Genomic DNA, 23604 nt, shown 5'->3' on the forward strand with positions numbered 1-23604 from the left:
GATCAACGACCGTCAGCGTGCCGCGACGTTAGACGTCCTCAGTACCCCGATTTTGCCTTTGCACCACCAGTCGTTTTTTCGGTCGCCGCTCCGCTCGACATGCCGGTCGTGGTGCCGGGTGCCATCTTCTTCTGCGCGTGATGGATCTTGTGGGTCTTGTGGGTCGAGGTCTTGTGCTGGGTCGACATGGCGCCTGCGGCTACTGGAGCGACGATGAGGCCGGTGGCGACCGCTCCCGCAATGAGTGCTTTGAACATGGATGAATCTCCACTCAAATCGCCCCAAGAAAAAACCGGCGCAGGGATGAAAAGTTCCTCTTTTTGCGCGTGCTCGCGTGGCCAGAAAGGCGACGCGAACTCGCGGGACCCGTTGGCTCGCAACGCCGGCGGAGAGGCTGCCGGCCTACTTCGCCTGCGCCACGACCTACTTCGCCGCAACCACCGGCAGGCTCGCGAGCAGGGCGTGCAGCGTCGCCATGGTCGACTGGTCGGCGATGCCATCGACCTTTTCGGGGCGGAAGTGGCGCTGGAACGCGGTGACCACCTCCATGGTCGGGCCGTCGAACTTGCCGTTGGTCGGCATGTTGTAGCCGTAGCGCGCAAACGCAGCCTGCATGTCGGCGACGGCGTCGCTGATGGCGCCGAGCTTCAGCGCGTCGCCGCGCACGATCGGCGCCGGCTGTACCCAGTGGCCGACGCCGGAATTGGCCAGCGAATGCCACGGGAATTTCTCGCCGGGATCCTTCTTGCGGCCCGGCGCGACGTCGGAATGGCCGAGCACGCGATGCGACGGCACCTTGCGGCGGAGCATGATGCCGCGGCACAGCGCGATCACGGCGGCGATCTGGCGCAGCGGAAAGTCCGGATAGCCCCAGTCATGGCCGCGGTTGATGATCTCGATGCCGATCGAGCAGGAATTGATGTCTTCCTCGCCGGCCCAGAACGAGACGCCGGCGTGCCAGGCGCGCTTGCTCTCCGGCACGGATTGCACGATGCGGCCGTCCTCGAGCACGATGTAATGCGCGGAGACCTCGGTGCCGGCGGTCACGAGCTGCGCGATCGCTCCCTCGACGTCGGGCATGCCGGTATAGTGCAGCACGATCATGTCGGGCTGGCGCCCGTTCGCGCGCTCGCCGTAGTTCATCGAGGGGATCACGTCGGAGGCAATCGAGGAATCGGGCGTGAACGTCTTCATGTCGGCAATCGCCCTGGGAACGGGAAGGGCGCGTTGACGCTTCGAATCAGAGTCTTTCGAATCGGGGCCCTTCGAACCAGGACCTGGAGACATGAACGAACCTGAAGCCATCAGATAACCTAAACCCGGCAGGAGAACGGCAATACCGATTGGTGAACGATATGCGTTTACTATTCCTTTACCCTGCGAGGCAGCGCAATCGGCCCGCGGGTTCCCGGTGCCGCATTTTACGGCGGGTGTGTGCCAGGGGCATCACCCCGGTTCCGGCCCAATAAAAGGCGTGCAATTCCGCTAACGGATCATCAACGTTTTCTTAACGCTAAGTGCCGTTACTGAGTGGTGAATAGCCGAACCGGTTTGAGGGACGGCCGAGGTCCGCTTTTGCGCGAAATCCCATGGAAGCCCAGCAAATTCCGGTCGGAAATCAGGATTTGCGGCCGAAAACGGGAACCAGCGCGCGCATCTCGCAGCGGCGCTTTCACCGGAGCGGCCAGGCAAGGCGCGAGGATTCGAGGCGCAATGGGCCGGCGCGCATCCATTTTCGTCATCATCTGCGCGGCGTCCTTTGGGGGCGGCGAATAATGACCGCTGCGCGTCACATCTCCGTGCTCGGCCGCGAGGCGGTGGACTATCTCGCGCCGCGCGCGGGCGGGATCTACGTCGATGCCACCTTCGGCGCCGGCGGCTACAGCCGTGCCATCCTCGATGTCGCGGGAACCCGCGTGATCGGCATCGATCGCGACCGCACCGCTGTCCTCGGCGGGTTCGATCTGGTCGATCGTTCCAACGGACGGCTGACGCTGGTCGAGGATCGCTTCTCCGAGCTCGGCGAGGTCTGCGCCGCGCAAGGGATCGACGCGGTCGACGGCGTCGTGATGGATGTCGGCGTCTCCTCGATGCAGCTTGACCAGGCCGAGCGCGGCTTTTCGTTCCGTCTCGACGGCCCGCTCGACATGCGCATGGCGCAGCACGGCCCGACCGCCGCCGACGTGATCGCAAAGGCGTCCGAGAGCGAGCTCGCCAACATCATCTACATCTTCGGCGAGGAGCGGCATTCGCGTGGCGTCGCCCGCGCCATCGTCGCCGCGCGCAAGAATGCACCGATCACGACGACGCAAGGACTGGCCGAGATCGTCGCCAAGGTCGTGCGCGCCAAGCCGAACGAGATCCATCCCGCGACGCGGACGTTCCAGGCGCTGCGCATCTTCGTCAACGAAGAACTCGACGAGCTGCATCTGGCGCTCACCTCGGCCGAGCGTGTGCTGAAGCCGGGCGGCCGGCTCGTCGTCGTCTCCTTCCATTCGCTGGAAGACCGCATCGTCAAGAACTTCCTTGCCGAGCGCGGCAAGGTCTCCGGCGGGTCGCGGCATCTGCCCGAGGTCGCGCAATCCGCGCCGAGCTTCCAGATCCTGACCAAGCGCCCGGTGACGCCTGGCGAGGCCGAGATCGCGGCCAATCCGCGCGCGCGGTCGGCCAAGCTGCGGGCGGCGGAACGGACCGCGGCGCCGGTGCACAAGATCGACGCGCTGCCGTCATGGCCGCGGCTGTCCGACGTGATGAAGGGGGGCTGAGATTGCGCATCCTCCACTTCCTCGTCATCGGCATGCTGATCTTCGCCGCCGCCTATGTCTATCGCATCAAGATGGAATCGACCTCGCGTGTCGAGCGCGTGCTGCGGCTAAACGCCGAGATCCGCGAGCAGCGCGATGCGATCGCGACGCTGCGCGCCGAATGGGCCAAGCTCGACGCGCCGCTCCGGCTGCAGGGGCTTGCCGAGCGGCATCTGCAGCTCAAGCCGATCGGTGCCAACCAGTATGATTCCCTGAAGAACCTGCCCGAGCGGCCGCCGAACTTCGCGCGGCCCGGTGCGCGCGATCCGATCGGGGCGATGCTCGACACCATCGAGGCGGCCACCGACGCCAATACCGTGACCGGTTCGGTCCCGGCGGCGACGCCTGAAACCGAGCAGGCCGGCGGAGATCAGCAATGACTGGATCAGCGATGACCGATCCGGCCCCAGCCAAAAAGCGCGCCGAGCCATGGCGCCAGCGGCTGATTCGCACGCTCCTGTATGGCAAGAATGTCGACCGTGCCGCGAAGGCGCGCGCCCGCGTCGGCTTCGCGATCCTGGCCTTTGCCGCGGTCTATTCCATTCTCGCCGGACGCCTCGTGCTGTTTGCGCTCGGCGCCGACAGCCATGGCGCGCGGCGCGCCGCCTCGCAGGATGCGATCGCGACCGCGCGGCCCGACATCGTCGACCGCAACGGCGCGATCCTGGCCACCGACGTCAAGGCGCCGAGCCTGTTCGGCGAGCCGCGCCGCATCATCGACAAGGACGAGGCGATCGAGCTTCTGACCGCAACCTTGCCCGATCTCGACACCGGCGAGGTGCGCGACCGCCTGTCGTCGCGCAAGGGGTTCGTCTGGCTGAAGCGCGAGATCTCGCCGAAGCAGCAGCAGGACATCCACCGCCTCGGCATTCCCGGCATCGGCTTCCTGCGCGAGAACAAGCGCGTCTATCCGACCGGCGCCGAGGTCGCCCACCTGATCGGCCTCGTCAATATCGACAACCAGGGCATTGCCGGCATGGAGAAATGGCTGGACAGCAACGGTCTGGCCGATCTGCACCGCGCCGGCTTCGCCACCGACCGGCTGCAGAAGCCGGTGGAGCTGTCGGTCGACCTGCGCGTCGAGCACGCGCTGCGCGACGAGCTCTTGAAGGCAAAGGACAAGTACAAGGCCAAGGCCGCCTCCGGCCTCGTCTCCAACGTTCGGACCGGCGAGATCGTCGCGCTGGTGTCGCTGCCCGACTTCGATCCCAACAATCCGAAGGAAGCGCACGATCCCGATCGCATCAACCGCCTGACCACCGGCGTGTTCGAGATGGGTTCGACCTTCAAGACGCTGACGCTGGCGATGGCGCTCGACTCCGGCAAGGCGACGCTCAACACGCTCTATGACGCGCGCGGCGCGCTGCATTACGGCAAGTTCGCGATCCACGATACCCATCCGCTCGGCCGCTCGATCTCGTTGTCGGAAGTGTTCACCTTCTCCTCCAACGTCGGCGCGGCGCGCGTCGCGCTGAGCCAGGGCGTCGAAGCGCATCGCGCGTTCCTGAAGAAGGTCGGGCAGCTCGATCGGCTGCGCACGGAATTGCCGGAGAGCGCCTCGCCGATCGTGCCGAAGCACTGGGGCGAGCTCAACACGATCACGATCTCATTCGGCCACGGCATCGCCGTCGCGCCGCTGCAGGCGGTGATGGGGATCAATGCCATGGTCAATGGCGGCTATCTGATCCCGCCGACCTTCCTGAAGCGTTCGGAGGACGACGCCAAGGCGGCCGCCAAGCGGGTGATCAAGCCCGAGACCTCGGAGAAGATCCGCTATCTGATGCGGCTCAATGCCGAGATCGGAACCGCCAAGAAGGGCGACGTGAAGGGCTATTACATCGGCGGCAAGACCGGCACCTCGGAAAAGGTCGTAGGCGGCCGCTACTCGAAAAAGCAGGTGCTGAACTCCTTCACCGCCATCATTCCGGCCGATAATCCGCAATATCAGCTGCTGGTCATGCTGGACGAGCCGAAGGCGATACCGGAGACCATGGGCTTTATCACCTCGGGCTGGAACGCGGTGCCGACCGGCGGTAAGGTGATTGCGCGCATCGCGCCGCTGCTCGGCCTCGAGCCCCGCTTCGATTTGCCGCCGTCCGACCGCCTTATTCTTGCGGCATCCAGAGCAACCCAGTAAGGCGTACATTCACGAGGCGCGCCCGCATACACGAGAGAGAGCCGCGCCGGCCAGACTGGAAGATCATGAACCTTCGCGACCTCTTCAGCGATGATGCCAAGATCGATCCGGGCGCGAATGCCGTCGTGATCAAGGGACTTGCGGTCGACAGCCGCGCGGTGAAGCCGGGCGATCTGTTCTTCGCGCTCGCCGGGAGCAAGACCGACGGCGCGCGCTTCATCGATGCGGCGATTGCGGCAGGCGCGGTCGCCGTTGCCGGCGATCACCCGCCGCAGGGCGAACTGCGCGTTCCCTTCGTCGTCACCGCGAATGCGCGCCGCGCGCTGGCGCTTGCCGCGGCAATATTCTATCCGCGGCAGCCCGCGACGATCGCGGCGGTCACCGGCACCAGCGGCAAGACCTCGGTCGCGGCCTTTGCGCGCCAGATCTGGCAGCGGCTCGGTCACGTCTCCGCGAGCATCGGCACGATCGGGCTGGTGTCGCCGGCGCGCACCGTCTATGGCTCGCTGACCACGCCCGATCCGATCGCGCTGCACCGCCAGCTCGACGAGATCGCGGGCGACGGCGTCACCCATCTGGCCTTCGAAGCCTCGTCGCATGGCCTCGATCAATATCGTCTCGACGGCGTGCGCGTCTCGGCCGGCGGCTTCACCAATCTCTCGCGCGACCACATGGACTATCACCCCGACGTCGCGCACTACCTCAACGCCAAGCTGCGGCTGTTCCGCGATCTCGTCGCTGATGGCGGCGCGGCGGTGATCTCGGCCGATCATGACTGCTCGGACGAGGTGATCGAGGCGGCGCGTGCGCGAAAACTTCGGATCGTCGCGGTCGGCCGCAAGGCCGATGGCACAGGCGAGGGCATCCGCCTGGTCCAGGCAGCGATCGACGGCTTTGCGCAGAAGCTCTTAATCGAGCATCGCGGCCGCAAGCATATGATCAAGCTGCCGCTGGTCGGTGAATTCCAGATCGAGAACGCGCTTGTCGCCGCGGGACTGGCGATCGGCACCGGCAGCGCTGACGATGCGGTGTTCGGCAGCCTCGAACATCTCGAAGGCGCCAAGGGCCGGCTGGAATTGGTCGGCGAGCACAATGGCGCACCGATCTTCGTCGACTATGCGCACAAGCCCGATGCGCTGGCCAAGGCGCTGCAGGCACTCAGACCCTACGCCAGGCGCAGGCTGGTCGTGATCTTCGGCGCCGGCGGCGACCGCGATGCCGGAAAACGGCCGATCATGGGCGCGATCGCGGCCGAGAACGCCGACGGTGTGATCGTTACCGACGACAATCCGCGCAGCGAGAAACCGGAGACGATCCGCGCCGCGATCCTCGCCGCCGCCCGCGGCGCACGCGAGATCGGCGACCGTGCGGAGGCGATCCGCACGGGGATCGCGGATCTTCAGCCGGGCGACGCATTGCTCGTCGCCGGCAAGGGCCATGAGGTCGGGCAGATCATCGGCGACACGACGTTGCCGTTCAGCGATCACGAGGCGGTTGCATCAGCATTGGAGCATGATCCGGAAAAGTGTGGAGCGGTTTTCCGGACAGATCATGCTCAAGAAAAGAGCTAGAGGGGTGCATGAACGCATTGTTGTGGACGTCGGATGCGATGGTGAAGGCGATGCGCGCCGCGACGCAGGGCGTGCTGCCGGACGGCGTCACCGGCCTTTCGATCGACAGCCGCACCATTGCCAAGGGCGAGGCCTATTTCGCGATCAAGGGCGACGTCCATGACGGCCACAGCTTCGTCGAGGCCGCGCTGAAGGCCGGCGCCGCGCTGGCGGTGGTCGAGGCGGCGCAGCGCGACAAGTTTCCGGCGGACGCGCCGCTGCTGGTGGTCGACGACGTGCTCGGCTCTCTCGTCGAACTGGCGCACGCCTCGCGCGCGCGGCTCAATGCGCAGATCATCGCCGTGACCGGCTCGGTCGGCAAGACCTCGACGAAGGAGGCGCTGCGGCGCGTGCTGTCGGCGCAGGGCGAGACGCATGCCTCGGTCGCCTCGTTCAACAATCACTGGGGCGTGCCGCTGTCGCTGGCGCGCTGCCCGGCAGCCACGCGCTTTGCGGTGTTCGAGATCGGCATGAACCATGCCGGCGAGATCACGCCGCTGGTCAAGATGGTGCGCCCGCATGTTGCCGTCATCACCACGATCGAGCCGGTGCATCTGGAATTCTTCGCAGGGCTCGAGGCGATCGCCGACGCCAAGGCCGAGATCTTCGAAGGTGTCGAGCCCGGCGGCGCCGTCGTGCTCAACCGCGACAATTCCCAGTTCGCCCGATTGCAGAAGCAGGCCAAGAAGGCCGGCATCAAGCGCATCGTCTCGTTCGGCACCAACAAGAAATCCGATGCGCGGCTGATCGACGTCTCGCTGCACGCGACCTGCTCGGCCGTGCACGCCGACATCCTCGACCACGACATCACCTACAAGATCGGCATGCCCGGCCGGCACATGGCGATGAATTCGCTCGCGGTGCTGGCGGGGGCTGCGCTGCTCGGGGCCGATCTCGCGCGCGCGGCGCTGTCGCTGTCGCAGCTCGAGGCGCCGACCGGCCGCGGCCTGCGCCGCGCCCTCGAGGTCGGCCATGGCGAAGCGATGCTGATCGACGAGAGCTACAATGCCAATCCGGCCTCGATGGGGGCCGCGCTGAACGTGCTCGGGCAGGCTCCGGTCGGGCCGCACGGCCGGCGCATCGCTGTGCTCGGCGATATGCTCGAGCTCGGCCCGACCGCGCCGGCGCTGCACCGTGGCCTCGCCGAGGCGATCAAGGCCAATCACATCGACCTCGTATATTGTTGTGGTCCGCTGATGCGGAATTTGTGGGATACCCTTTCCACCGGCAAGCGGGGAGGCTATGCCGAGAGTTCGGCGGCCCTCGAGGCCCAGGCAGTCGCCGCGGTCCGCGCCGGCGATGCGATCATGGTCAAGGGATCGCTGGGGTCGAAGATGAAGGTCATTGTCAGCGCACTGGAAAGGCGCTTTCCCGGCAAAGCCGCGCATGAAGAAGCGGTATAAGGCTTTTTGAATGTTTTACTGGTTGATCGAGCTGTCCAACACCGTCCCGGGCTTCGGGGCGTTCCGCAGCGCGTTGAACGTGTTCCGCTACATCACCTTCCGCACAGGCGGCGCGATGGTGACGGGCGCGTTGTTCGTGTTCCTGTTCGGGCCCTGGATCATCGATCATTTGCGGCTGCGGCAGGGCAAGGGCCAGCCGATCCGCACCGACGGCCCGCAGTCGCACTTGATCTCCAAGAAGGGCACGCCGACCATGGGCGGCCTGATGATCCTGTCGGGCCTCGTGGTGTCGACGCTGCTCTGGGCCAACCCGATCAACCCTTACGTCTGGATCGTGCTGGCGGTGACGCTCGGCTTCGGCTTCGTCGGCTTCTATGATGACTATCTGAAGGTCACAAAGCAGTCACACAGCGGCTTCGCCGGCAAGCTGCGGCTCCTGATCGAAGCGGTGATCGCGCTCGCGGCCTGCTACGCGCTGGTGCGGCTCGGGCGCGACGTGTCCTCGACGTCGCTCGCGATCCCGTTCTTCAAGGACATGGTGTTCAATTTCGGCTGGTTCTTCGTGATCTTCGGCGCCTTCGTCATGGTCGGCGCCGGCAACGCGGTGAACCTGACCGACGGCCTCGACGGCCTCGCCATCGTGCCGGTCATGATCGCGGCCGCAAGCTTCGGCATGATTGCCTATCTCACGGGCAATGCCGTGTTCTCCGACTATTTGCAGATCAACTACGTCGCCGGCACCGGCGAGCTCGCGGTGCTGTGCGGCGCGGTGCTCGGGGCCGGCCTCGGCTTCCTCTGGTTCAATGCGCCGCCCGCCTCGATCTTCATGGGTGACACCGGCTCGCTCGCGCTCGGCGGCATGCTGGGCGCCACCGCGGTCGCGGTGAAGCACGAGATCGTGCTCGCCGTGATCGGCGGATTGTTCGTGCTGGAAGCGGTGTCGGTCATCGTGCAGGTGGTGTCGTTCAAATTGACGGGCAAGCGCGTGTTCCGGATGGCGCCGCTGCACCATCATTTCGAGCAGAAGGGCTGGACCGAGCCGCAGATCGTGATCCGCTTCTGGATCATCTCGGTGATGCTGGCGCTGGCCGGCCTCTCCACACTCAAGCTGCGCTGAGCGGTAAGCCGATGATCCCCGTCACCTCCTTCGCAGGCAAGACGGTCGCGGTGTTCGGCCTCGGCGGCTCCGGGCTTGCGAGCTGCCACGCGCTGAAGGCCGGCGGCGCCGACGTGGTGGCCGCCGACGACAATGCCGACAACGTCGCCACGGCCGCGCAGGCCGGCTTCCTCACCGCCGATCTGCGCACCGTATCGTGGGAAAAGTTCGCCGCGCTGATTCTGACCCCCGGCGCGCCGCTGACCCATCCGGCGCCGCACTGGAGCGTGCTGAAGGCGCGCGAGGCCGGCGTCGAGGTGATCGGCGACATCGAACTGTTCTGCCGCGAGCGGCGCCGGCATGCGCCGAACGCGCCGTTCGTCGCGATCACCGGCACCAACGGCAAGTCGACCACGACCGCACTGATCGCACATCTGATGAAAGTTGCGGGCTACGACACCCAGATGGGCGGCAATATCGGCACCGCGATCCTGTCGCTGGAGCCGCCGCGGATGGGCCGCGTGCATGTGGTCGAGATGTCGTCCTACCAGATCGACCTCGCGCCGTCGCTCGACCCGTCGGTCGGCATCCTGCTCAATGTCAGCGAGGACCATATCGACCGTCACGGCACGCTCGCGCATTACGCCGCGGTGAAGGAGAGGCTGGTGGCCGGCGTGCAGGGTGATGGCACCGCGATTGTCGGCGTCGACGATAGCTGGTGCCGCGACATCGCGGATCGGCTCGATCGCGCGGGCAAGCGCGTGGTGCGCATCTCCGTGAGGAACCCGCTGCCCGACGGCATCTATGTCGAGCATGAGACCATCGTGCGCGCCTCCGGCGCGGCACGCAGCGAGGTGGCGCGGCTCGGCGGCATCGGCTCGCTGCGTGGTCTGCACAATGCACAGAACGCGGCGTGCGCTGCGGCCTGCGCGCTGGCGATGGGAATTTCCACCGACGTGCTGCAGAACGGCCTGCGCAGCTTCCCGGGACTTGCGCACCGCATGGAGCAGGTCGGCCGCCGCGGCAATGTGCTGTTCGTCAACGATTCCAAGGGCACCAATGCGGACGCTGCCGCGCACGCGCTGTCGTCCTTCGCCGACATCTTCTGGATCGCCGGCGGCAAGCCCAAGGCCGGCGGCATCACCAGCCTCGCCGGCTTCTTCCCGCGGATCCGCAAAGCCTATCTGATCGGCGAGGCCGCGCCGGAATTCTCCAGCACCCTCGGCGACCGCGTGCCGCACGAGATATCAGGCACGCTCGACGTGGCGATCGCCAGCGCCGCGCGCGATGCGGAAGCGTCAGGCGTCGCGGAGGCCGTCGTGCTGCTGTCACCGGCCTGCGCCTCGTTCGACCAGTACCGCAATTTCGAGATCCGCGGCGCCGCGTTCCGTGACCTCGTCAACGCGCTGCCGGGTGTGAAGCCGGTGGTGTGAGCTCCGATCTGCGTAGGATGGGTAGAGCGAAGCGAAACCCATCACTTCATGTCCGCGGTGCGAATGATGGGTTTCGCTGCGCTCTACCCATCCTACGTGCGCACACGGGCAAGGCCGCGGGATTGTCGCAGGCGGGCGAGCGCTGGCGGGTTTATGATGTTGCGCGAGAGGTTCAGGCGGTCTGCTGATCGGCGGGCTTGTCGGCTTGGCGCAGGCGCTTCCATTCCCAGGGCAGCAGTTCGTGCAGACGCGAGGCGGGAAGATCGGCGATCCGAGCGAGGACGTCGGCGAGCCAGGCTTTCGGGTCGACGTCGTTGAGGCGTGCGGAGGTGATGAGGGTAAGCATGACGGCGGCGCGGTCGGCGCCGCGTTGGGAGCCGGCGAAGGTCCAGTTGCGCCTTCCCAATGCGATGCCACGCAACGCTCTCTCAGCCGCGTTGTTGCTGAGGCAGATCCTGCCGTCGTCAAGGAAGCGGGCGAAGTCGTCCCAGCGCCTGAGCATGTAATTCATGGGCTTCAGGACGTCGGAGGAGCGCGAGAGGGTTTCGCGCTCACACAGCAACCAGGCGTGCATTTCGTCGAGGAGTGGTTTGCTCTTCTCCTGGCGCACGGCACGCCGCTCGTCCGCGCTGCGGCCGTTGATGGCGCGCTCGATCTCGAACAGCGCGTCCAGACGCCTGACCGCCTCCAACGCGATCGGGGAGACCGGTTTGCCTTTCTGGCCTTCCCGGACGGTTTTCTCGATGTCAGCCAGTTCGAAGAAGCCCCGCCGCGCATGGGCGAAGCAAAATGCCGGCGTGATCGGCAGCACCTTCTTCTGCGGGTCGAACAGCGGCTCGAAGCCATTGTAGCAGTCGGCTTGCAGGATGCCGGTGAAGGCGGCCAGATGCTTCTGCGGATGCTGGCCGCGTCGGTCGCTCGAGGCGTAATAAACCGCCGCCGGCGGCGCAGGTCCGGCGAAGGGGCGGTCATCGCGGACATAGGTCCAGATCCGCCCGGTCACGCACTTACCTTTTGCCAGGATGCGGATGGAGGTGTCGTCGCCATGCAGGCGCTCGGCCGCGAGCACATGACGCTCGATCAGGTGGAAGAGCGGCATGACGGCGAAGGTCCCGTGGCCGACCTGGTCGGCCAGCGTCGACAACGGCAGGTCGATCCTCTCGCACTTGAAGCGCGCGCTCTGGCGGTTGAGCGGGATATGCATGCCGAACTTGTCGAACAGGATCGTTGCCAGCAATTGCGGGCCGATGAAGCCGCGCGGCGTGGCATGGAACGGCGCCGGCGGCTGGCTGATCTTCTCGCAATCGCGGCAGGTGAACTTTTCGCGCACCGTCTCGATCAGCTTGAACCGGCGCGGGATCTCTTCCAGCGTCTCGGTCACATCCTCGCCCAGCTTCGACAGCCGCGATCCGCCGCAGCAGGCGCAGGTGGTCGGAGGCTCGATGACGACGCGCTCGCGTTCGATATTCTCTGGCCAGGGCTTACGCACTGGCCGCTTGCGCGTGAAGGCGCGCACGCTCTGGGTCTTCGCCGCCGCGGCAGCCGCGGCAAGCTCATCCTCGCTCGCCGTGGTGACGAGTTCTTCGAGCTCCAATTCCAGCTGCTCGATCAGCCGCGCCGTGCGCTCCGAGCGTTGCCCGTACAGTTCGCGTTTGAGCTTCTCGATCCGCAGCTCGAGATGCGCGATCAGCGCCTCGTTGTCCGACAGCTCCGCCCGCGCGTTGGCGGCATCCGCGACGGCCACATCGCGTTCAGCCTGCAACGCCTCACGCTCGGCCAGCAGCGCCATGTAGGCACTCGCGAGGTCCGAAGGAAGAGCGCCCGGCTTCGATGTCATGAAGCCATTGAATCAGATCAGGCTGCAGATTCAATCGTAAAAAGGCTATCCAACTCGCGTTGGACGCCGTGTTTCTTGAGGGTTGCGCCAGTCGATTCCAGATAAGAGATAACTCAACTGCGCCGGAGAGATCGTCACTGCTTCGCCCGCAACCGAAGGCCAGATGAATCTTCCTCTCTCAAGTCTTTTGTAACTCAGTTGGAAATGCAAGCGGTTCATCGGCCCCGTTGCAGCTTGTGACGGTGACCCATCCCTTTCATCCGTATTCCGGTCAGAGAGGTGCCTGCGTCGGGAGGCGTGGCAACCGAGCGGGCAAGCTGTTGCTGCTGCGCTTTGACGATGGCCGAATTTGCTCTGTTCCGCCGCAATGGACCGATGCAGCAGGCCCCAATCTCGAGGGTGTGGTGGGAGATGGGCGCGCACTGTGCAGTCTCGCCGATCTACTGGCTCTCAGCGGCCTTGTAGAGCGCCTCATGTTGCAAGGCAGGTGCGTGACGCCGAAAGGCTGTAAAGTAAATTTTGCCGGAAATGTAAGAGAAATAACGCCGCAAAGCCCATGGACGCTTCGCTGAATGTTGCTTATTTGCAGATCAAATACACCATTAGGCGGCAGCGTGGTGCTTGACGATTTAGTCTTGTGCGGCATATTAATAATTACGTTTATTGAGTCGACCTTGGAGAGCGACGCAGGTGTCGGACGGCGTCAAACACAAGCGATCGAAGGTCAGCGCTCTGGCCGCGGATGGGGTGCTCAATCCGGCTCCGGAGAAAGTCGGCGACCCGAAATTCCAGGAGAACGGCTTCTTCGACCCGCGAGACATCGTGCAAGTGAAGTACGAAATGCTGCGGCGCGTATCGGTCGACAAAATGTCGGTAACGGAGGTGTCCGACGAATATGGCGTCTCTCGGCCAACTTTCTACCAGGCCAAAGCGGACTTCGAGGACGCGGGTCTGGCCGGTCTGGTGCCCAGGAAACGCGGACCGCGCGGGCCACACAAGATCCAAGGCGACGTACTGGCCTTCCTCAAGGCACAGGTGGAGCCCGGCGAACCCATTCGGGCGCGCGCACTGGCAAACCAGCTTCGGACCGAGTTCGGCCTCGATATCCACCCCAGAACAATCGAACGTGCGCTCGGCGTAAAAAAAACAGCGTGACCAATCGTGGCCCGGGACCGCATTGCACGATGTCGTCCAACGCCACCGAACAATACGAAATACTGCGCGCAGCCGCGCTCGGCGCCGTTTTGCCGCCGGAGGCGCGCAGCGGCCTTACCATCCTTCTACACCGCGGCATGTGGGCGTGGACGCGTGCGATTTTGCGTGAGCCTTACCGGCGCCAACCCATTGCCGTGCCGCTGAGGGCTGGCCTGCCCATCGCGGACGAAACTTCCGAGCGACACACAATCATCCACTTGCTCGCCGCCATCGTGATGGCGACCCCTGAACGGAAAACAGCATGAACGAAAAGCTCAAGGTCCAATCGCATCATCTCGAGCGGAGCGCCTATCTCTACATCCGGCAGTCGTCGATGCGACAGGTCATGGAGAACGTCGAAAGCACCAAGCGTCAATACGATCTTCGCGGTCGCGCGATCGGACTTGGATGGCGCGACGACCAGATCATCGTCATCGACAGCGACCAGGGCGAATCCGGCGCATCTGCGTCATGGCGCGAAGGCTTCCAGCACTTGGTGTCCGATGTCGGCATGGGGCGCGCGGGGATCGTCATGGGGCTGGAGGTATCCCGCCTCGCCAGAAACAATGCAGACTGGCACCGACTGCTAGAGATCTGCGCCTTGGCTGACACGCTTATCCTCGATGAAGACGGCGTGTACGACCCGGCCAACTTCAATGACCGCCTGTTGCTCGGGCTCAAGGGCACGATGAGCGAAGCTGAACTGCATGTTATCAAGGCCCGATTACGCGGCGGCATCCTCAACAAGGTGCGTCGTGGTGAATATCGTTGCCCTCTGCCGACCGGCTTTATCTATGATGAGATTGGCGATGTCGTTCTCGATCCGGACGCTCAGATCCGGGAGATGATCTCCCACTTCTTCGAGACGTTCTCGCGGGTCGGGTCGGCTACGCAGACCGTCAAGACGTTCACCAGGGAAGGTCTGCTCTTCCCCTCACGTCTGCGCAACGGCAAACAAGTGGTCTTCCAACAGCTGACCACATCGACCGCCATGCGCATGCTGCACAATCCTCGTTACGCGGGTGTCTATGCCTATGGCCAGCGCCTTTACCGCCGGACCGTCGATGGAAAGAAACAGCTCCGCAAACGGGACCCCAAGGAATGGCTCGCCTGCATTCCGGACGCCCATCCCGGCTATATCAGCTGGGAGCAGTTCCAGCACAACCTCAAGGTACTCGAGGCCAATGGCCAAGGTTATCAAGCCGTCCGCGCTTCGCCACCGCGCGAAGGCGCGGCTTTACTGCAAGGGCGTGTCATATGCGGGCGTTGCGGCAGTCATATGAGCGCCCGTTACGCGGCTCGACGCGGCCAGGTGGACACCTGGTATGTCTGTCACCGCGCTTACGCCTCTCGCGGCGAACCCCACTGTCAGTCGATCGCAGGCTGGCCTGTCGACGAAGCGGTCGGCAAATTGATCGCCGCCGAAATGACGCCTGCCGTCGTGGAGTTAGCATTGGAGATCCGAAAAGAGATCGAAGCGCATCATGACGAAGCGGACAAACTCCGGCTCCGTGCCGTCGAACGCGCCCAGATCGATGCCGATCTTGCACAGCGGCGGTTCATGCTGGTTGATCCGAACAACCGCCTGGTTGCCGACACTCTTGAACGCGAATGGAACGAAAAACTGCGTGTGCTGGCTAATGTGCGAGAAGAAAGAGAACGTGCTCTGTGCGAAGTTCGGGTGACGCTCGACGATGCGCTCCGGGATCGATTGATCGCCATGACGGCCGACTTCAAAACAGTCTGGTGTGATCGGACCTTGCCGAACCGCGAACGCAAGCGGCTCCTTGCCTATCTCGTCGAAGACGTCACCTTGCTCAAGTTCCCGGCCGAGGGAGAGACCCGGATCCACATCCGCTTCAAAGGCGGAAAGACCGAAACATTGACCACTCAGAACCCAAAATCCTCCGCACAACAGGTAAAGACCCGGCCCGAGGTGGTCGAACTGGTCGACAAGCTTCTCGACGATCATATCTGCGCCGAAATCGCGGACATCCTGAATGCCCGAGGGATCCGCCCCGGCGGCTCAGCACGCCGTGCTAAAGCCGACGCGAAGTTCACTGATTTGCGGGTCATCTATCTTGTTAAACAATATGGTCTGCGCTCTCGCTATGACCGGCTGCGCGAACGGGGGATGCTGACAAAAGCGGAGGCCTGCGCCAAACTCGGCATCACCGAAAGTACCCTGGTCAGATGGGCGAAATACGGCATCGTGAAAAGACATGCCTACAATGGCTATATCGGCCTCTATGAACCGCCAGGACCGCACGTTCCGGCCAAGCAATGCAGCCGATGGAATCAGCTTGCCCACCGCGCTGAGATCATTCGTCAGCTCAACTCTTCAAAATGCACCGATCCCAAAGAAAGGGCTGTAGTATGAAGCCAATTAGTTTGTAAACAGGCATGCCCCCTGGCCATCATGCCAAATCACCTTCAAAAGATCGCCGCGTTTTCCCCTGAAGCAGAAAAGACCACCGCCCATGGGGTTGTGCTTGAGCACTTCCTGTACGCGGAGAGCCAGGCTCGGAAAGCCGCACCGCATGTCCGTATGGCCCGTGGCAATCCAGACCCTGACGCCGCTTGGGATCGGGATCATCGCCGCCTCAGAAGCTCAAGGACGCGCTGCAGCGCTTCACCGTCTACGTCCCGGTCAACCCGAACGCGACAGCCTCCGCCAAGTTCGATCTCGATGATTCCAGTCCTCGCACGCTGCGCAGGCGGCGAAGACGCCGGTCGCGGCGCGCTGATCGATATCGGAGCCGGCGCCGGAGTGATTTCGACAGGAACGAGAACTGACACGGCGTCACCGCCCAGGCGGCCCTGGCGCGCCTGCCGACGCCAGGTGAACAGCAGGCTCGGAGCTACCCCATGCCGGCGCGCGATCCCGCAGACCGTCTCACCAGCTTGCAAGGTCTCCTCAACAAGTCGGACCTTCTCGTCGTAACTCCATCGGCGCCGGCGCTCGGCGCCCAATACCTTCACCTGCATTAGCGGCATGACCTTAAGGCTAGACTTAAGGTCACATCCTCAGAAAGACGCCCAAACTTCACAAGACGGCCGCCGCCGGAGGGATACCATCCTACGGACCTGTAGCGGCGTCCGCCCATGCCACTGATTTGCCCGACGGCGCAAGGCCTCTCGGCAAAAATATTTCGGTTTTCCGGAAAACAAAATCAGTGTAATGATCCGCCCGTCTCACCCGGCACGAGGGGCGGCTCGCGATCGTCACGAACGTGGTGTGGGATGCGGTGGACGCGGAATGCGCAACTGACGAGTGCGTATTAAGCGGACGGTGAAGTCGTGTGGTCCTGACGCCCCAGTGGCTGGTGTCTCATCCGCAGCAGCAAGCTGCTCGCAGATGACGGTGGCAAAAAAGCCCGGTCTCGCCGGGGAGAGCACGAAGGAAGCCGTAAAACCATCGCGCAGGGAAAGCCGGGATTCCGGTTACACCTGTGGTCCTACCCCCGTGCTTTTTGTTGCACGGGACCCATGGGTGCGATCGGCGCCTGTGCTTTTTGTTGCACAGGGCCCATGGGTGCGATCGGCACCCGGCTTTCCCTGCGCCCTCTGCTTCTGGGGAGGGCGGAACGAGATGCAAAGCTCGGGCAGATCATGTCGCGAGAACGCGAGCCTGCGAGTTATTTGAGATTGAAGCGCACCACGCATTCGGTGTCGTCCTGGCGTTCGCCAGGACGACGATGGGGAGAGGGCCACGCAAGGCCCTGCCTCCCTCAAAAGTTACCCAACCCATTAACCCCTTGGAAACCATCCTGCGCCACCAATGGACGTTACCTCTGCCATCTGGGGACGCCCATGCTCGCCCGTGACCAACGCACCCCGTTCTCGGACTGGTGGTGGACCGTCGACAAGCTGCTGCTTGCCGCGATCCTTGCGCTGATGCTCGGCGGGGTCATCCTGTCGCTGGCGGCGAGCCCGCCGGTTGCGACCCGGATCGGGCTCGACCCCTTTCATTTCTTCTCCCGCCACGTGATGTTCGTGGCGCCGTCGCTGTTCGTCCTGATCGCGGTGTCGTTCATGTCGCCGCGGCAAATCCGGCGCACCGCGCTCGTCGTGTTCGCCGTCTCGATCATCCTGATCGTGGCGACGCTCCTGATCGGGCCCGAGGTCAAGGGCTCGCGGCGCTGGATCACGCTGGTCGGCGTCAACATCCAGGCCTCCGAATCCGCCAAGCCCGCCTTCGTCGTGATCGCCGCCTGGCTGTTCGCCGAATCCACCAAGCGGCCGGAGATGCCGGCGACCTCGATGGCGCTGGTGCTGCTGTTGATGCTGGTGTCGCTCTTGGTGATGGAGCCGGACTTCGGCCAGACCATGCTGATCCTGATGGTGTGGGGCGCGCTGTTCTTCATCGCGGGCATGCGGATGATCTGGGTGGCCGGCCTTGCCGGCGCCGCCGCCGCCGGCCTGTTCGGCGCCTATCTGCTGGTGCCGCACGTCGCAGGGCGCATCAAGCGCTTCATGAACCCGGCCTCCGGCGACACCTTCCAGGTCGACACCGCGATGGAAGCGTTCTGGAACGGCGGCTGGTTCGGGCTCGGGCCGGGCGAAGGCATCGCAAAGCGCAGCCTGCCGGACAGCCACACCGACTTCGTGTTCGCGGTCGCCGCCGAGGAATTCGGCATCATCCTCTGCCTGGCGCTGGTTTCGCTGTTCGCCTTCGTGGTGATCCGCACGCTGAGCCGCGCCTATTCCACCGACGACATGTTTGCGCGCTTCGCGGCCTCGGGGCTCGCCATCCTGTTCGGCGTGCAAGCCGCGATCAACATGGCGGTCAATTTGCAACTGATTCCGGCCAAGGGCATGACGCTGCCGTTCATCTCCTATGGCGGTTCCTCGATCGTGTCGCTCGCCTACGGCGTCGGCATGATGCTGGCCCTGACGCGGCAGCGTCCGCAGACCGAAATCGAATCGATGGAAGGCGCCAGCACCCGGCAGGCTTACGCGTAATGCCTACTCTCGTCATTGCGAGCCAACGGGTCGCGCGAACGTGCGCCCGATGACAGGCTCCGCGAAGCAATCCATCCATCCGATCTGCTGCATCATGGATTGCGTCGCTTCGCTCGCAATGACGGTGTAAAAGACCGGCCATGGATGACACACCTCTCATACTCCTGGCGGCCGGCGGCACCGGCGGCCATCTGTTCCCGGCCGAAGCGCTCGGCGTGGAATTGATCCGCCGCGGCCTGCGCGTGCGGCTTGCGACCGATGCGCGCGCACTGCGCTACAGCGGCCTGTTCGCGCGGGAGAACATCGACGTGGTGCCGAGCGAGACGGTGCGCGGCCGCAATCCGCTCTCGCTGGCGCGCACCGTCTTGATGCTCGGTTACGGCACCATGGTCGCCGCCAATCTGGTGCGCCGATTGAAGCCGGCGGCCGTGGTCGGCTTCGGCGGCTACCCGACGGTGCCGCCGCTGATGGCGGCGAAGCTGCTCGGCGTTCCCGGCATCATCCATGACGCCAACGCCGTGCTCGGTCGCGCCAACCGCTTCCTCTCCAGCCGCGTCAACGCGATCGCGACCTCGCTGCCCGGCGTGCTGGATCGCGATCCCGCGCTCGCCGGCAAGACCACGACTGTCGGCACGCCGATGCGTCCGGCGATCCTCGCCGCGGCGGCGGTGCCTTATGCGACACCCGAAGTGAACGGCCCGCTGCGTCTGCTCGTCGTCGGCGGCAGCCAGGGCGCGCGGGTGATGAGCGACATCGTGCCGCCGGCGATCGAGAAGCTCGAGCCCGCGACCTGGAGCCGCCTCGTCCTCACCCAGCAGGTGCGCGAGGAAGACATGGCGCGGGTGCGCGCGGTCTATGACCGGCTCAAGATCAATGTCGAGCTCGCGCCGTTCTTCAGCGACCTGCCGGCGAGGCTGGCGTCGAGCCATCTCGTGATCTCGCGCGCCGGCGCCGGCACCGTCGCCGAGCTCGCCGCGCTCGGCCGGCCCTCGATCCTGGTGCCGCTGCCCGGCGCGATCGATCAGGACCAGTTCGCCAATGCCGGCGTGCTGGCGCAGGCCGGCGGCGCGCTCCGCATTGCGCAGGGCGATTTCACGCCCGACCGCCTGGCATCCGAAATTTCCGCTCTTGCCGCCGAGCCTGCGAAGCTGACTGCGATGGCGCAGGCCGCACGCGGCGCCGGCCGGCTCGACGCGGCGGAACGGCTGGCCGATCTGGTGACAAAAGTTGCCGGAATCTAGGCAGTCGCGAAGAATTTTCGACCCCGGGGCGTCATGGCCGGGCTTGTCCCGGCCACCCACGTCTTTCATAAGTCGTGTCGGAATCACAACGTGGATGCCCGGGATACGCCCGGGCATGACGGAGCAACCGCGAGACCTATCATGAGACTGCCGCGCGAGATCGGGCCCATTCATTTCGTCGGGATCGGCGGCATCGGCATGAGCGGCATCGCCGAGGTGCTGATCAATCTCGGCTACACTGTGCAGGGCTCGGATGCCTCGGATAATTACAACGTCGAGCGGCTGCGCCAGAAGGGCGCCAAGGTTTCGGTCGGCCACAAGGCCGAGAATGTCGACGGCGCCGACGTCGTCGTGGTCTCGACCGCGATCAAGCGCGACAATCCGGAGCTGATGGCCGCCCGCGCGCAGCGTCTGCCGGTGGTGCGCCGCGCCGAAATGCTGGCGGAGCTGATGCGGCTGAAGAGCTGCGTCGCGATCGCCGGCACCCACGGCAAGACCACGACCACCACGATGGTGGCAACGCTGCTCGATGCCGGCGGACTCGATCCGACCGTGATCAACGGCGGCATCATCAATGCCTACGGCTCGAATGCGCGGCTCGGGGCCGGCGACTGGATGGTGGTGGAGGCCGACGAGAGCGACGGCACCTTCCTGAAGCTGCCGTCCGACGTCGTCATCGTCACCAATATCGACCCCGAGCATCTCGACCACTTCAAGACCTTCGAGGCGATCCAGGACGCCTTCCGCAACTTCGTCGAGAACGTGCCGTTCTACGGCTTTGCGGTGATGTGCACCGATCACCCCGTGGTGCAGAGCCTGGTCGGCAAGATCGAGGACCGCCGCATCATCACCTACGGCCAGAATCCGCAGGCCGATGCGCGGCTGATGGATCTGACGCCGATGGGCGGCGGTTCGACATTCAAGGTGGCGATCCGCGACCGCAAGACCGGCGCGACGCACGAGATCACTGACATCACGCTGCCGATGCCCGGGCGCCACAACGCCTCGAACGCGACGGCGGCGATCGCGGTCGCGCATGCGCTCGGCGTGTCCGATGAGGTCATCCGCCAGGCCATGGCCGGCTTCGGCGGCGTCAAGCGGCGCTTCACCAGGACCGGCGAGTGGAACGGCGTCACCGTGATCGACGACTACGGCCATCACCCGGTCGAGATCGCGGCCGTGCTGAAGGCGGCGCGGGAATCCACCAACGGCAAGATCATCGCCGTGGTGCAGCCGCACCGCTTCACGCGCCTGCAATCGCTGTTCGAGGAATTCTGTACCTGCTTCAACGATGCCGACGCCGTCGTGGTCGCGGAGGTCTATGCCGCCGGCGAGGCGCCGATCGCGGGCGTCGACCGCGATCATTTCGTCACCGGCTTACGCGCGCACGGCCATCGCGACGTGATCCCGCTGCCGAACGCCGGCGAGCTTGCCAAGATCGTGCACGGCCTCGCGAAGTCAGGCGACCTCGTCGTCTGCCTCGGCGCCGGCAACATCACGCAATGGGCCTACGCGCTGCCCGGCGAATTGAAGGCATTGGGGTGATGGGCGCGCGGTGGTGCCCACTTTCGTCATGGCCGGGCTTGTCCCGGCCATCCACGTCTTTAGCTCGCGATCGTGTCGTAGAGGTCGTCCCAATTCGGGTTCGTCGCGACGATCTTGCGAACCTTCCATGCACGGGGCCAATGCTTGATGTTGTGCTCGCGCTGAATCGCGTCGCGGATGTCGTCGAATTGCTCGAAGTAGACGAGCTGCTTCAATCCGTATCGCTTCGTGAAGCCGTCGACGAATCCGGATCGATGCTCAAATATCCGGCGAACAAGATCGCTGGTTACGCCGACGTAGAGAACGCCGTTCGGACGGTTGGTCAGAAAATAGACGTATCCACCTGCCGTGCCGAGATACTGCAAGACGTGGATGGCCGGGACAAGCCCGGCCATGACGAGTTGAGAGAACCTGCGTGACCTTTCCCGATATCACGCCCGAACTGAAGGCTGAGATGCCAGAGTTGCGCGGGCGGCTGCTTGCCAACCAGTCGCTTGCGGGATTGACCTGGTTTCGCGTCGGCGGGCCGGCGCAGGTGCTGTTCACGCCGGCGGACGAGGATGATCTCGCATACTTCCTCAAGCATCTCCCCAAGGAATTGCCGGTCTATGTCGTCGGCGTCGGCTCAAACCTGATCGTGCGCGACGGCGGCATGCCGGGCGTGGTGATCCGACTGGCGCCGCGTGCCTTCGGCGACACCAGTGCCGCGGGCGACATCGTCACCGCAGGGGCGGCTGCGCTCGACAAGCGCGTGGCCGAGAAGGCGGAGAGCGCCGGCATCGGCGGCATGGAATTCTTCTTCGGCATTCCCGGCACCGTCGGCGGTGCGCTGCGGATGAATGCGGGCGCCAATGGCGGCGAAACCAAGGACGTGCTGGTGGAGGCGACCGGTATTGGCCGCGACGGCGCGCGGCACACGTTCAGCAATGCCGACATGAAGTTCGTCTATCGCAACAGTGGCGTCGACCCGTCCATCGTCTTCACCTCGGCGCGCTTCCGCGGCACCATCACGGACGCGGCCACGATCCGCGCCCGCATGGACGCGGTGCAGAACCATCGCGAGACCGCGCAGCCGATCCGCGAGAAGACCGGCGGCTCGACCTTCAAGAACCCGCCTGACAACAGCGCCTGGCAGTTGATCGAGGCCGCCGGCTGCCGCGGCCTCAAGGTCGGCGGCGCGCAGGTGTCGGAGAAGCACTGCAATTTCCTGATCAACACCGGCGATGCCACCGGGCACGACATCGAAACCCTCGGCGAGACGGTGCGTGAACGGGTGAAGCAAACCAGCGGAATCGAGCTACACTGGGAAATCAAACGGATCGGGATCGGGAAGAACTGATGCGTGTGACAATTCTGTTCGGCGGCACCAACAAGGAACGGCTGGTCTCGGTGGCGAGCGCGCAGGCGCTGCATCGCGCGTTGCCGGAGGCGGATCTCTGGTTCTGGGACGTCGACGACACCGTCCATGAGGTGACGTCGGGGAAACTGCTCAATCACGCGCGGCCGTTCGAGGTCGATTTCAAGCCCGACGATCGCGGCATCAGCCTCGAACAGGCGCTCGACAAGGCGGCGACGGACGAGCGGGTGCTGGTGCTCGGCCTGCATGGCGGCCGGGCCGAGAATGGCGAGCTGCAGGCGATGTGCGAGATCCGCGGCGTCGCGTTCACCGGCTCGGGCTCGGCGTCGTCGCATCTCGCGTTCGACAAGCCGTCGGCGAAGCGTTTCGCTGCGATCGGCGGCCTGAACGCGCCGCAGGAGATCGCGCTCGCCGATATCGATGCCGCCTTCGCCGAATACGGCAGACTGATCGCAAAGCCCGCGAAGGACGGATCGAGCTACGGGCTGATCTTCGTCAACGCGCAGCAGGACCTCGTCGCGGTTCGCAATGCCGCGAAGTCCGAGGACTATCTGATCGAGGCGTTCGTCTCCGGCATCGAGGCGACCTGCGGCGTGCTGGAGCGCGCGGACGGCGCGATCATCTCGCTTCCGCCGATCGAGATCGTCCCGGGAGAAGGCGCCTTCGACTACGCGGCCAAATACCTGCTCAAATCGACACAGGAGATCTGCCCCGGTCGCTTCGCGCCGGAGGTGACGGCGGCGCTCATGGACCATGCGTCGCGGGCGCACCGTGCGTTGTCCTGCACCGGCTACTCCCGCAGCGATTTCATCGTCTCGCCGAAGGGGGTGGTCTATCTCGAGACCAACACGCTGCCTGGCCTGACGGCGGCATCGCTCTACCCCAAGGCCTTGAAGGCACAGGGCATCGCGTTTGCCGATTTCCTGAACGACCAGATCGAGCTCGCCCGGCGCCGCGTCCGGACGTGAGGGGCGGCAAGGGA

23 protein-coding genes are annotated in these 23604 nt (G+C 64.8%); 16 read left to right on the forward strand and 7 right to left on the reverse strand.

Annotation, left to right across the window (positions count from 1 at the left end):
• Nucleotides 1-38 precede the first annotated feature (38 nt).
• Together ACFFWD_RS39200 and ACFFWD_RS39205 are read right to left on the reverse strand one after the other, a co-directional pair.
• Nucleotides 39-257: a hypothetical protein gene (locus ACFFWD_RS39200; protein WP_376974745.1), complete on the reverse strand. Its 219-nt coding sequence runs from the start codon at nucleotides 255-257 to the stop codon at nucleotides 39-41.
• Between the two features lie 166 nt (nucleotides 258-423).
• The gene (locus tag ACFFWD_RS39205) at nucleotides 424-1305 is read right to left on the reverse strand and encodes an N-acetylmuramoyl-L-alanine amidase (protein WP_376974746.1); all 882 of its coding nucleotides are present in this window, start codon (nucleotides 1303-1305) and stop codon (nucleotides 424-426) included.
• Nucleotides 1306-1775: 470 nt separating this feature from the next.
• Here ACFFWD_RS39205 and rsmH point away from each other — a divergent pair, with 470 nt between their 5' ends.
• The 7 genes from rsmH to murD all read left to right on the forward strand — a co-directional run bounded on the left by rsmH (nucleotide 1776) and on the right by murD (nucleotide 10483).
• Complete coding sequence (gene rsmH, locus ACFFWD_RS39210; protein WP_376974747.1) at nucleotides 1776-2765, forward strand: 16S rRNA (cytosine(1402)-N(4))-methyltransferase RsmH; 990 nt, start codon at nucleotides 1776-1778, stop codon at nucleotides 2763-2765.
• A gap of 2 nt (nucleotides 2766-2767) precedes the next feature.
• Entirely contained in the window at nucleotides 2768-3184 is a 417-nt protein-coding gene (gene ftsL / locus ACFFWD_RS39215) for a cell division protein FtsL (protein WP_376974748.1), read from the forward strand.
• An 11-nt stretch (nucleotides 3185-3195) separates the two neighbouring features.
• The gene (locus ACFFWD_RS39220) at nucleotides 3196-4941 is read left to right on the forward strand and encodes a peptidoglycan D,D-transpeptidase FtsI family protein (protein WP_376974800.1); all 1746 of its coding nucleotides are present in this window, start codon (nucleotides 3196-3198) and stop codon (nucleotides 4939-4941) included.
• Nucleotides 4942-5006: 65 nt separating this feature from the next.
• Nucleotides 5007-6512: a UDP-N-acetylmuramoyl-L-alanyl-D-glutamate--2,6-diaminopimelate ligase gene (locus ACFFWD_RS39225; RefSeq protein WP_376974749.1), complete on the forward strand. Its 1506-nt coding sequence runs from the start codon at nucleotides 5007-5009 to the stop codon at nucleotides 6510-6512.
• A gap of 8 nt (nucleotides 6513-6520) precedes the next feature.
• Entirely contained in the window at nucleotides 6521-7954 is a 1434-nt protein-coding gene (locus ACFFWD_RS39230) for a UDP-N-acetylmuramoylalanyl-D-glutamyl-2,6-diaminopimelate--D-alanyl-D-alanine ligase (RefSeq protein WP_376974750.1), read from the forward strand.
• A gap of 10 nt (nucleotides 7955-7964) precedes the next feature.
• Nucleotides 7965-9071, forward strand: a complete 1107-nt coding sequence (gene mraY / locus ACFFWD_RS39235) for a phospho-N-acetylmuramoyl-pentapeptide-transferase (RefSeq protein WP_376974751.1) — start codon at nucleotides 7965-7967, stop codon at nucleotides 9069-9071.
• An 11-nt stretch (nucleotides 9072-9082) separates the two neighbouring features.
• On the forward strand, nucleotides 9083-10483 hold the full coding sequence (gene murD / locus ACFFWD_RS39240; RefSeq protein ID WP_376974752.1) for a UDP-N-acetylmuramoyl-L-alanine--D-glutamate ligase: 1401 nt from the start codon (nucleotides 9083-9085) through the stop codon (nucleotides 10481-10483).
• 172 nt (nucleotides 10484-10655) lie between these two features.
• Here murD and tnpC read toward each other — a convergent pair whose 3' ends face one another.
• Entirely contained in the window at nucleotides 10656-12320 is a 1665-nt protein-coding gene (gene tnpC / locus ACFFWD_RS39245; protein WP_376974753.1) for an IS66 family transposase, read from the reverse strand.
• Between the two features lie 45 nt (nucleotides 12321-12365).
• A complete protein-coding gene (tnpB, locus tag ACFFWD_RS39250; RefSeq protein ID WP_376974754.1) occupies nucleotides 12366-12539 on the reverse strand; it encodes an IS66 family insertion sequence element accessory protein TnpB in 174 nt (57 codons plus the stop codon).
• 23 nt (nucleotides 12540-12562) lie between these two features.
• On the opposite strand from tnpB (ACFFWD_RS39250), the gene ACFFWD_RS39255 reads away from it, so the two are divergent.
• The 4 genes from ACFFWD_RS39255 (at nucleotide 12563) to ACFFWD_RS39270 (ending at nucleotide 15894) form a co-directional block, all read left to right on the forward strand.
• The gene (locus ACFFWD_RS39255) at nucleotides 12563-12892 is read left to right on the forward strand and encodes a DUF5372 family protein (RefSeq protein ID WP_162136713.1); all 330 of its coding nucleotides are present in this window, start codon (nucleotides 12563-12565) and stop codon (nucleotides 12890-12892) included.
• Nucleotides 12893-13010: 118 nt separating this feature from the next.
• Nucleotides 13011-13475: a helix-turn-helix domain-containing protein gene (locus ACFFWD_RS39260; protein WP_376974755.1), complete on the forward strand. Its 465-nt coding sequence runs from the start codon at nucleotides 13011-13013 to the stop codon at nucleotides 13473-13475.
• Between the two features lie 29 nt (nucleotides 13476-13504).
• Nucleotides 13505-13780 (forward strand): hypothetical protein, encoded by a 276-nt coding sequence (locus tag ACFFWD_RS39265; RefSeq protein ID WP_376974756.1) that lies wholly within the window; start codon nucleotides 13505-13507, stop codon nucleotides 13778-13780.
• Nucleotides 13777-15894: a recombinase family protein gene (locus ACFFWD_RS39270; protein ID WP_376974757.1), complete on the forward strand. Its 2118-nt coding sequence runs from the start codon at nucleotides 13777-13779 to the stop codon at nucleotides 15892-15894. The genes ACFFWD_RS39265 and ACFFWD_RS39270 overlap by 4 nt, the downstream gene beginning before the upstream one ends.
• A 6-nt stretch (nucleotides 15895-15900) precedes the next feature.
• Here the strand turns inward: ACFFWD_RS39270 and tnpB (ACFFWD_RS39275) are convergent, their stop codons facing one another.
• Nucleotides 15901-16110 carry an IS66 family insertion sequence element accessory protein TnpB gene (gene tnpB, locus ACFFWD_RS39275; protein ID WP_376974758.1) on the reverse strand — a complete coding sequence of 70 codons (210 nt, stop codon included), beginning with the start codon at nucleotides 16108-16110 and terminating at the stop codon, nucleotides 15901-15903.
• A complete protein-coding gene (tnpA, locus tag ACFFWD_RS39280) occupies nucleotides 16107-16511 on the reverse strand; it encodes an IS66-like element accessory protein TnpA (protein ID WP_376974759.1) in 405 nt (134 codons plus the stop codon). The genes tnpB (ACFFWD_RS39275) and tnpA overlap by 4 nt, the downstream gene beginning before the upstream one ends.
• Before the next feature lie 816 nt (nucleotides 16512-17327).
• Here tnpA and ftsW point away from each other — a divergent pair.
• The 3 genes from ftsW to murC all read left to right on the forward strand — a co-directional run bounded on the left by ftsW (nucleotide 17328) and on the right by murC (nucleotide 21265).
• Nucleotides 17328-18479, forward strand: a complete 1152-nt coding sequence (ftsW, locus tag ACFFWD_RS39285) for a putative lipid II flippase FtsW (RefSeq protein WP_376974760.1) — start codon at nucleotides 17328-17330, stop codon at nucleotides 18477-18479.
• A 140-nt stretch (nucleotides 18480-18619) separates the two neighbouring features.
• The gene (gene murG, locus ACFFWD_RS39290; protein ID WP_376974761.1) at nucleotides 18620-19720 is read left to right on the forward strand and encodes an undecaprenyldiphospho-muramoylpentapeptide beta-N-acetylglucosaminyltransferase; all 1101 of its coding nucleotides are present in this window, start codon (nucleotides 18620-18622) and stop codon (nucleotides 19718-19720) included.
• Between the two features lie 141 nt (nucleotides 19721-19861).
• Complete coding sequence (murC, locus tag ACFFWD_RS39295; RefSeq protein WP_376974762.1) at nucleotides 19862-21265, forward strand: UDP-N-acetylmuramate--L-alanine ligase; 1404 nt, start codon at nucleotides 19862-19864, stop codon at nucleotides 21263-21265.
• 59 nt (nucleotides 21266-21324) lie between these two features.
• On the opposite strand, the gene ACFFWD_RS39300 is transcribed toward murC, so the two are convergent.
• A complete protein-coding gene (locus ACFFWD_RS39300; RefSeq protein WP_376974763.1) occupies nucleotides 21325-21660 on the reverse strand; it encodes a GIY-YIG nuclease family protein in 336 nt (111 codons plus the stop codon).
• Nucleotides 21661-21680: 20 nt separating this feature from the next.
• On the opposite strand from ACFFWD_RS39300, the gene murB reads away from it, so the two are divergent.
• Together murB and ACFFWD_RS39310 are read left to right on the forward strand one after the other, a co-directional pair.
• Entirely contained in the window at nucleotides 21681-22604 is a 924-nt protein-coding gene (gene murB / locus ACFFWD_RS39305; protein WP_376974764.1) for a UDP-N-acetylmuramate dehydrogenase, read from the forward strand.
• Nucleotides 22604-23590 (forward strand): D-alanine--D-alanine ligase family protein, encoded by a 987-nt coding sequence (locus ACFFWD_RS39310; protein ID WP_376974765.1) that lies wholly within the window; start codon nucleotides 22604-22606, stop codon nucleotides 23588-23590. Before murB ends, ACFFWD_RS39310 begins: the two co-directional genes overlap by 1 nt.
• Nucleotides 23591-23604: the final 14 nt, after the last annotated feature.

This window comes from Bradyrhizobium erythrophlei (assembly GCF_042430365.1).
Taxonomy (GTDB): Bacteria; Pseudomonadota; Alphaproteobacteria; order Rhizobiales; family Xanthobacteraceae; genus Bradyrhizobium; species Bradyrhizobium erythrophlei.

Coding starts and splice junctions, on each gene's coding strand:
- ACFFWD_RS39300 (WP_376974763.1), bottom strand. CDS start 21,660: ATGGCCGGGCTTGTCCCGGCCATCCACGTCTTGCAGTATCTCGGCACG.
- murC (WP_376974762.1), top strand. CDS start 19,862: ATGAGACTGCCGCGCGAGATCGGGCCCATTCATTTCGTCGGGATCGGC.
- murG (WP_376974761.1), top strand. CDS start 18,620: ATGGATGACACACCTCTCATACTCCTGGCGGCCGGCGGCACCGGCGGC.
- ACFFWD_RS39225 (WP_376974749.1), top strand. CDS start 5,007: ATGAACCTTCGCGACCTCTTCAGCGATGATGCCAAGATCGATCCGGGC.
- tnpC (WP_376974753.1), bottom strand. CDS start 12,320: ATGACATCGAAGCCGGGCGCTCTTCCTTCGGACCTCGCGAGTGCCTAC.
- tnpA (WP_376974759.1), bottom strand. CDS start 16,511: ATGCCGCTAATGCAGGTGAAGGTATTGGGCGCCGAGCGCCGGCGCCGA.
- ACFFWD_RS39220 (WP_376974800.1), top strand. CDS start 3,196: ATGACCGATCCGGCCCCAGCCAAAAAGCGCGCCGAGCCATGGCGCCAG.
- ACFFWD_RS39310 (WP_376974765.1), top strand. CDS start 22,604: ATGCGTGTGACAATTCTGTTCGGCGGCACCAACAAGGAACGGCTGGTC.
- ACFFWD_RS39265 (WP_376974756.1), top strand. CDS start 13,505: ATGTCGTCCAACGCCACCGAACAATACGAAATACTGCGCGCAGCCGCG.
- murD (WP_376974752.1), top strand. CDS start 9,083: ATGATCCCCGTCACCTCCTTCGCAGGCAAGACGGTCGCGGTGTTCGGC.
- ftsW (WP_376974760.1), top strand. CDS start 17,328: ATGCTCGCCCGTGACCAACGCACCCCGTTCTCGGACTGGTGGTGGACC.
- ACFFWD_RS39270 (WP_376974757.1), top strand. CDS start 13,777: ATGAACGAAAAGCTCAAGGTCCAATCGCATCATCTCGAGCGGAGCGCC.
- rsmH (WP_376974747.1), top strand. CDS start 1,776: ATGACCGCTGCGCGTCACATCTCCGTGCTCGGCCGCGAGGCGGTGGAC.
- tnpB (WP_376974754.1), bottom strand. CDS start 12,539: ATGAACCGCTTGCATTTCCAACTGAGTTACAAAAGACTTGAGAGAGGA.
- ACFFWD_RS39230 (WP_376974750.1), top strand. CDS start 6,521: ATGAACGCATTGTTGTGGACGTCGGATGCGATGGTGAAGGCGATGCGC.
- tnpB (WP_376974758.1), bottom strand. CDS start 16,110: ATGATCCCGATCCCAAGCGGCGTCAGGGTCTGGATTGCCACGGGCCAT.
- ACFFWD_RS39205 (WP_376974746.1), bottom strand. CDS start 1,305: ATGGCTTCAGGTTCGTTCATGTCTCCAGGTCCTGGTTCGAAGGGCCCC.
- ACFFWD_RS39200 (WP_376974745.1), bottom strand. CDS start 257: ATGTTCAAAGCACTCATTGCGGGAGCGGTCGCCACCGGCCTCATCGTC.
- mraY (WP_376974751.1), top strand. CDS start 7,965: ATGTTTTACTGGTTGATCGAGCTGTCCAACACCGTCCCGGGCTTCGGG.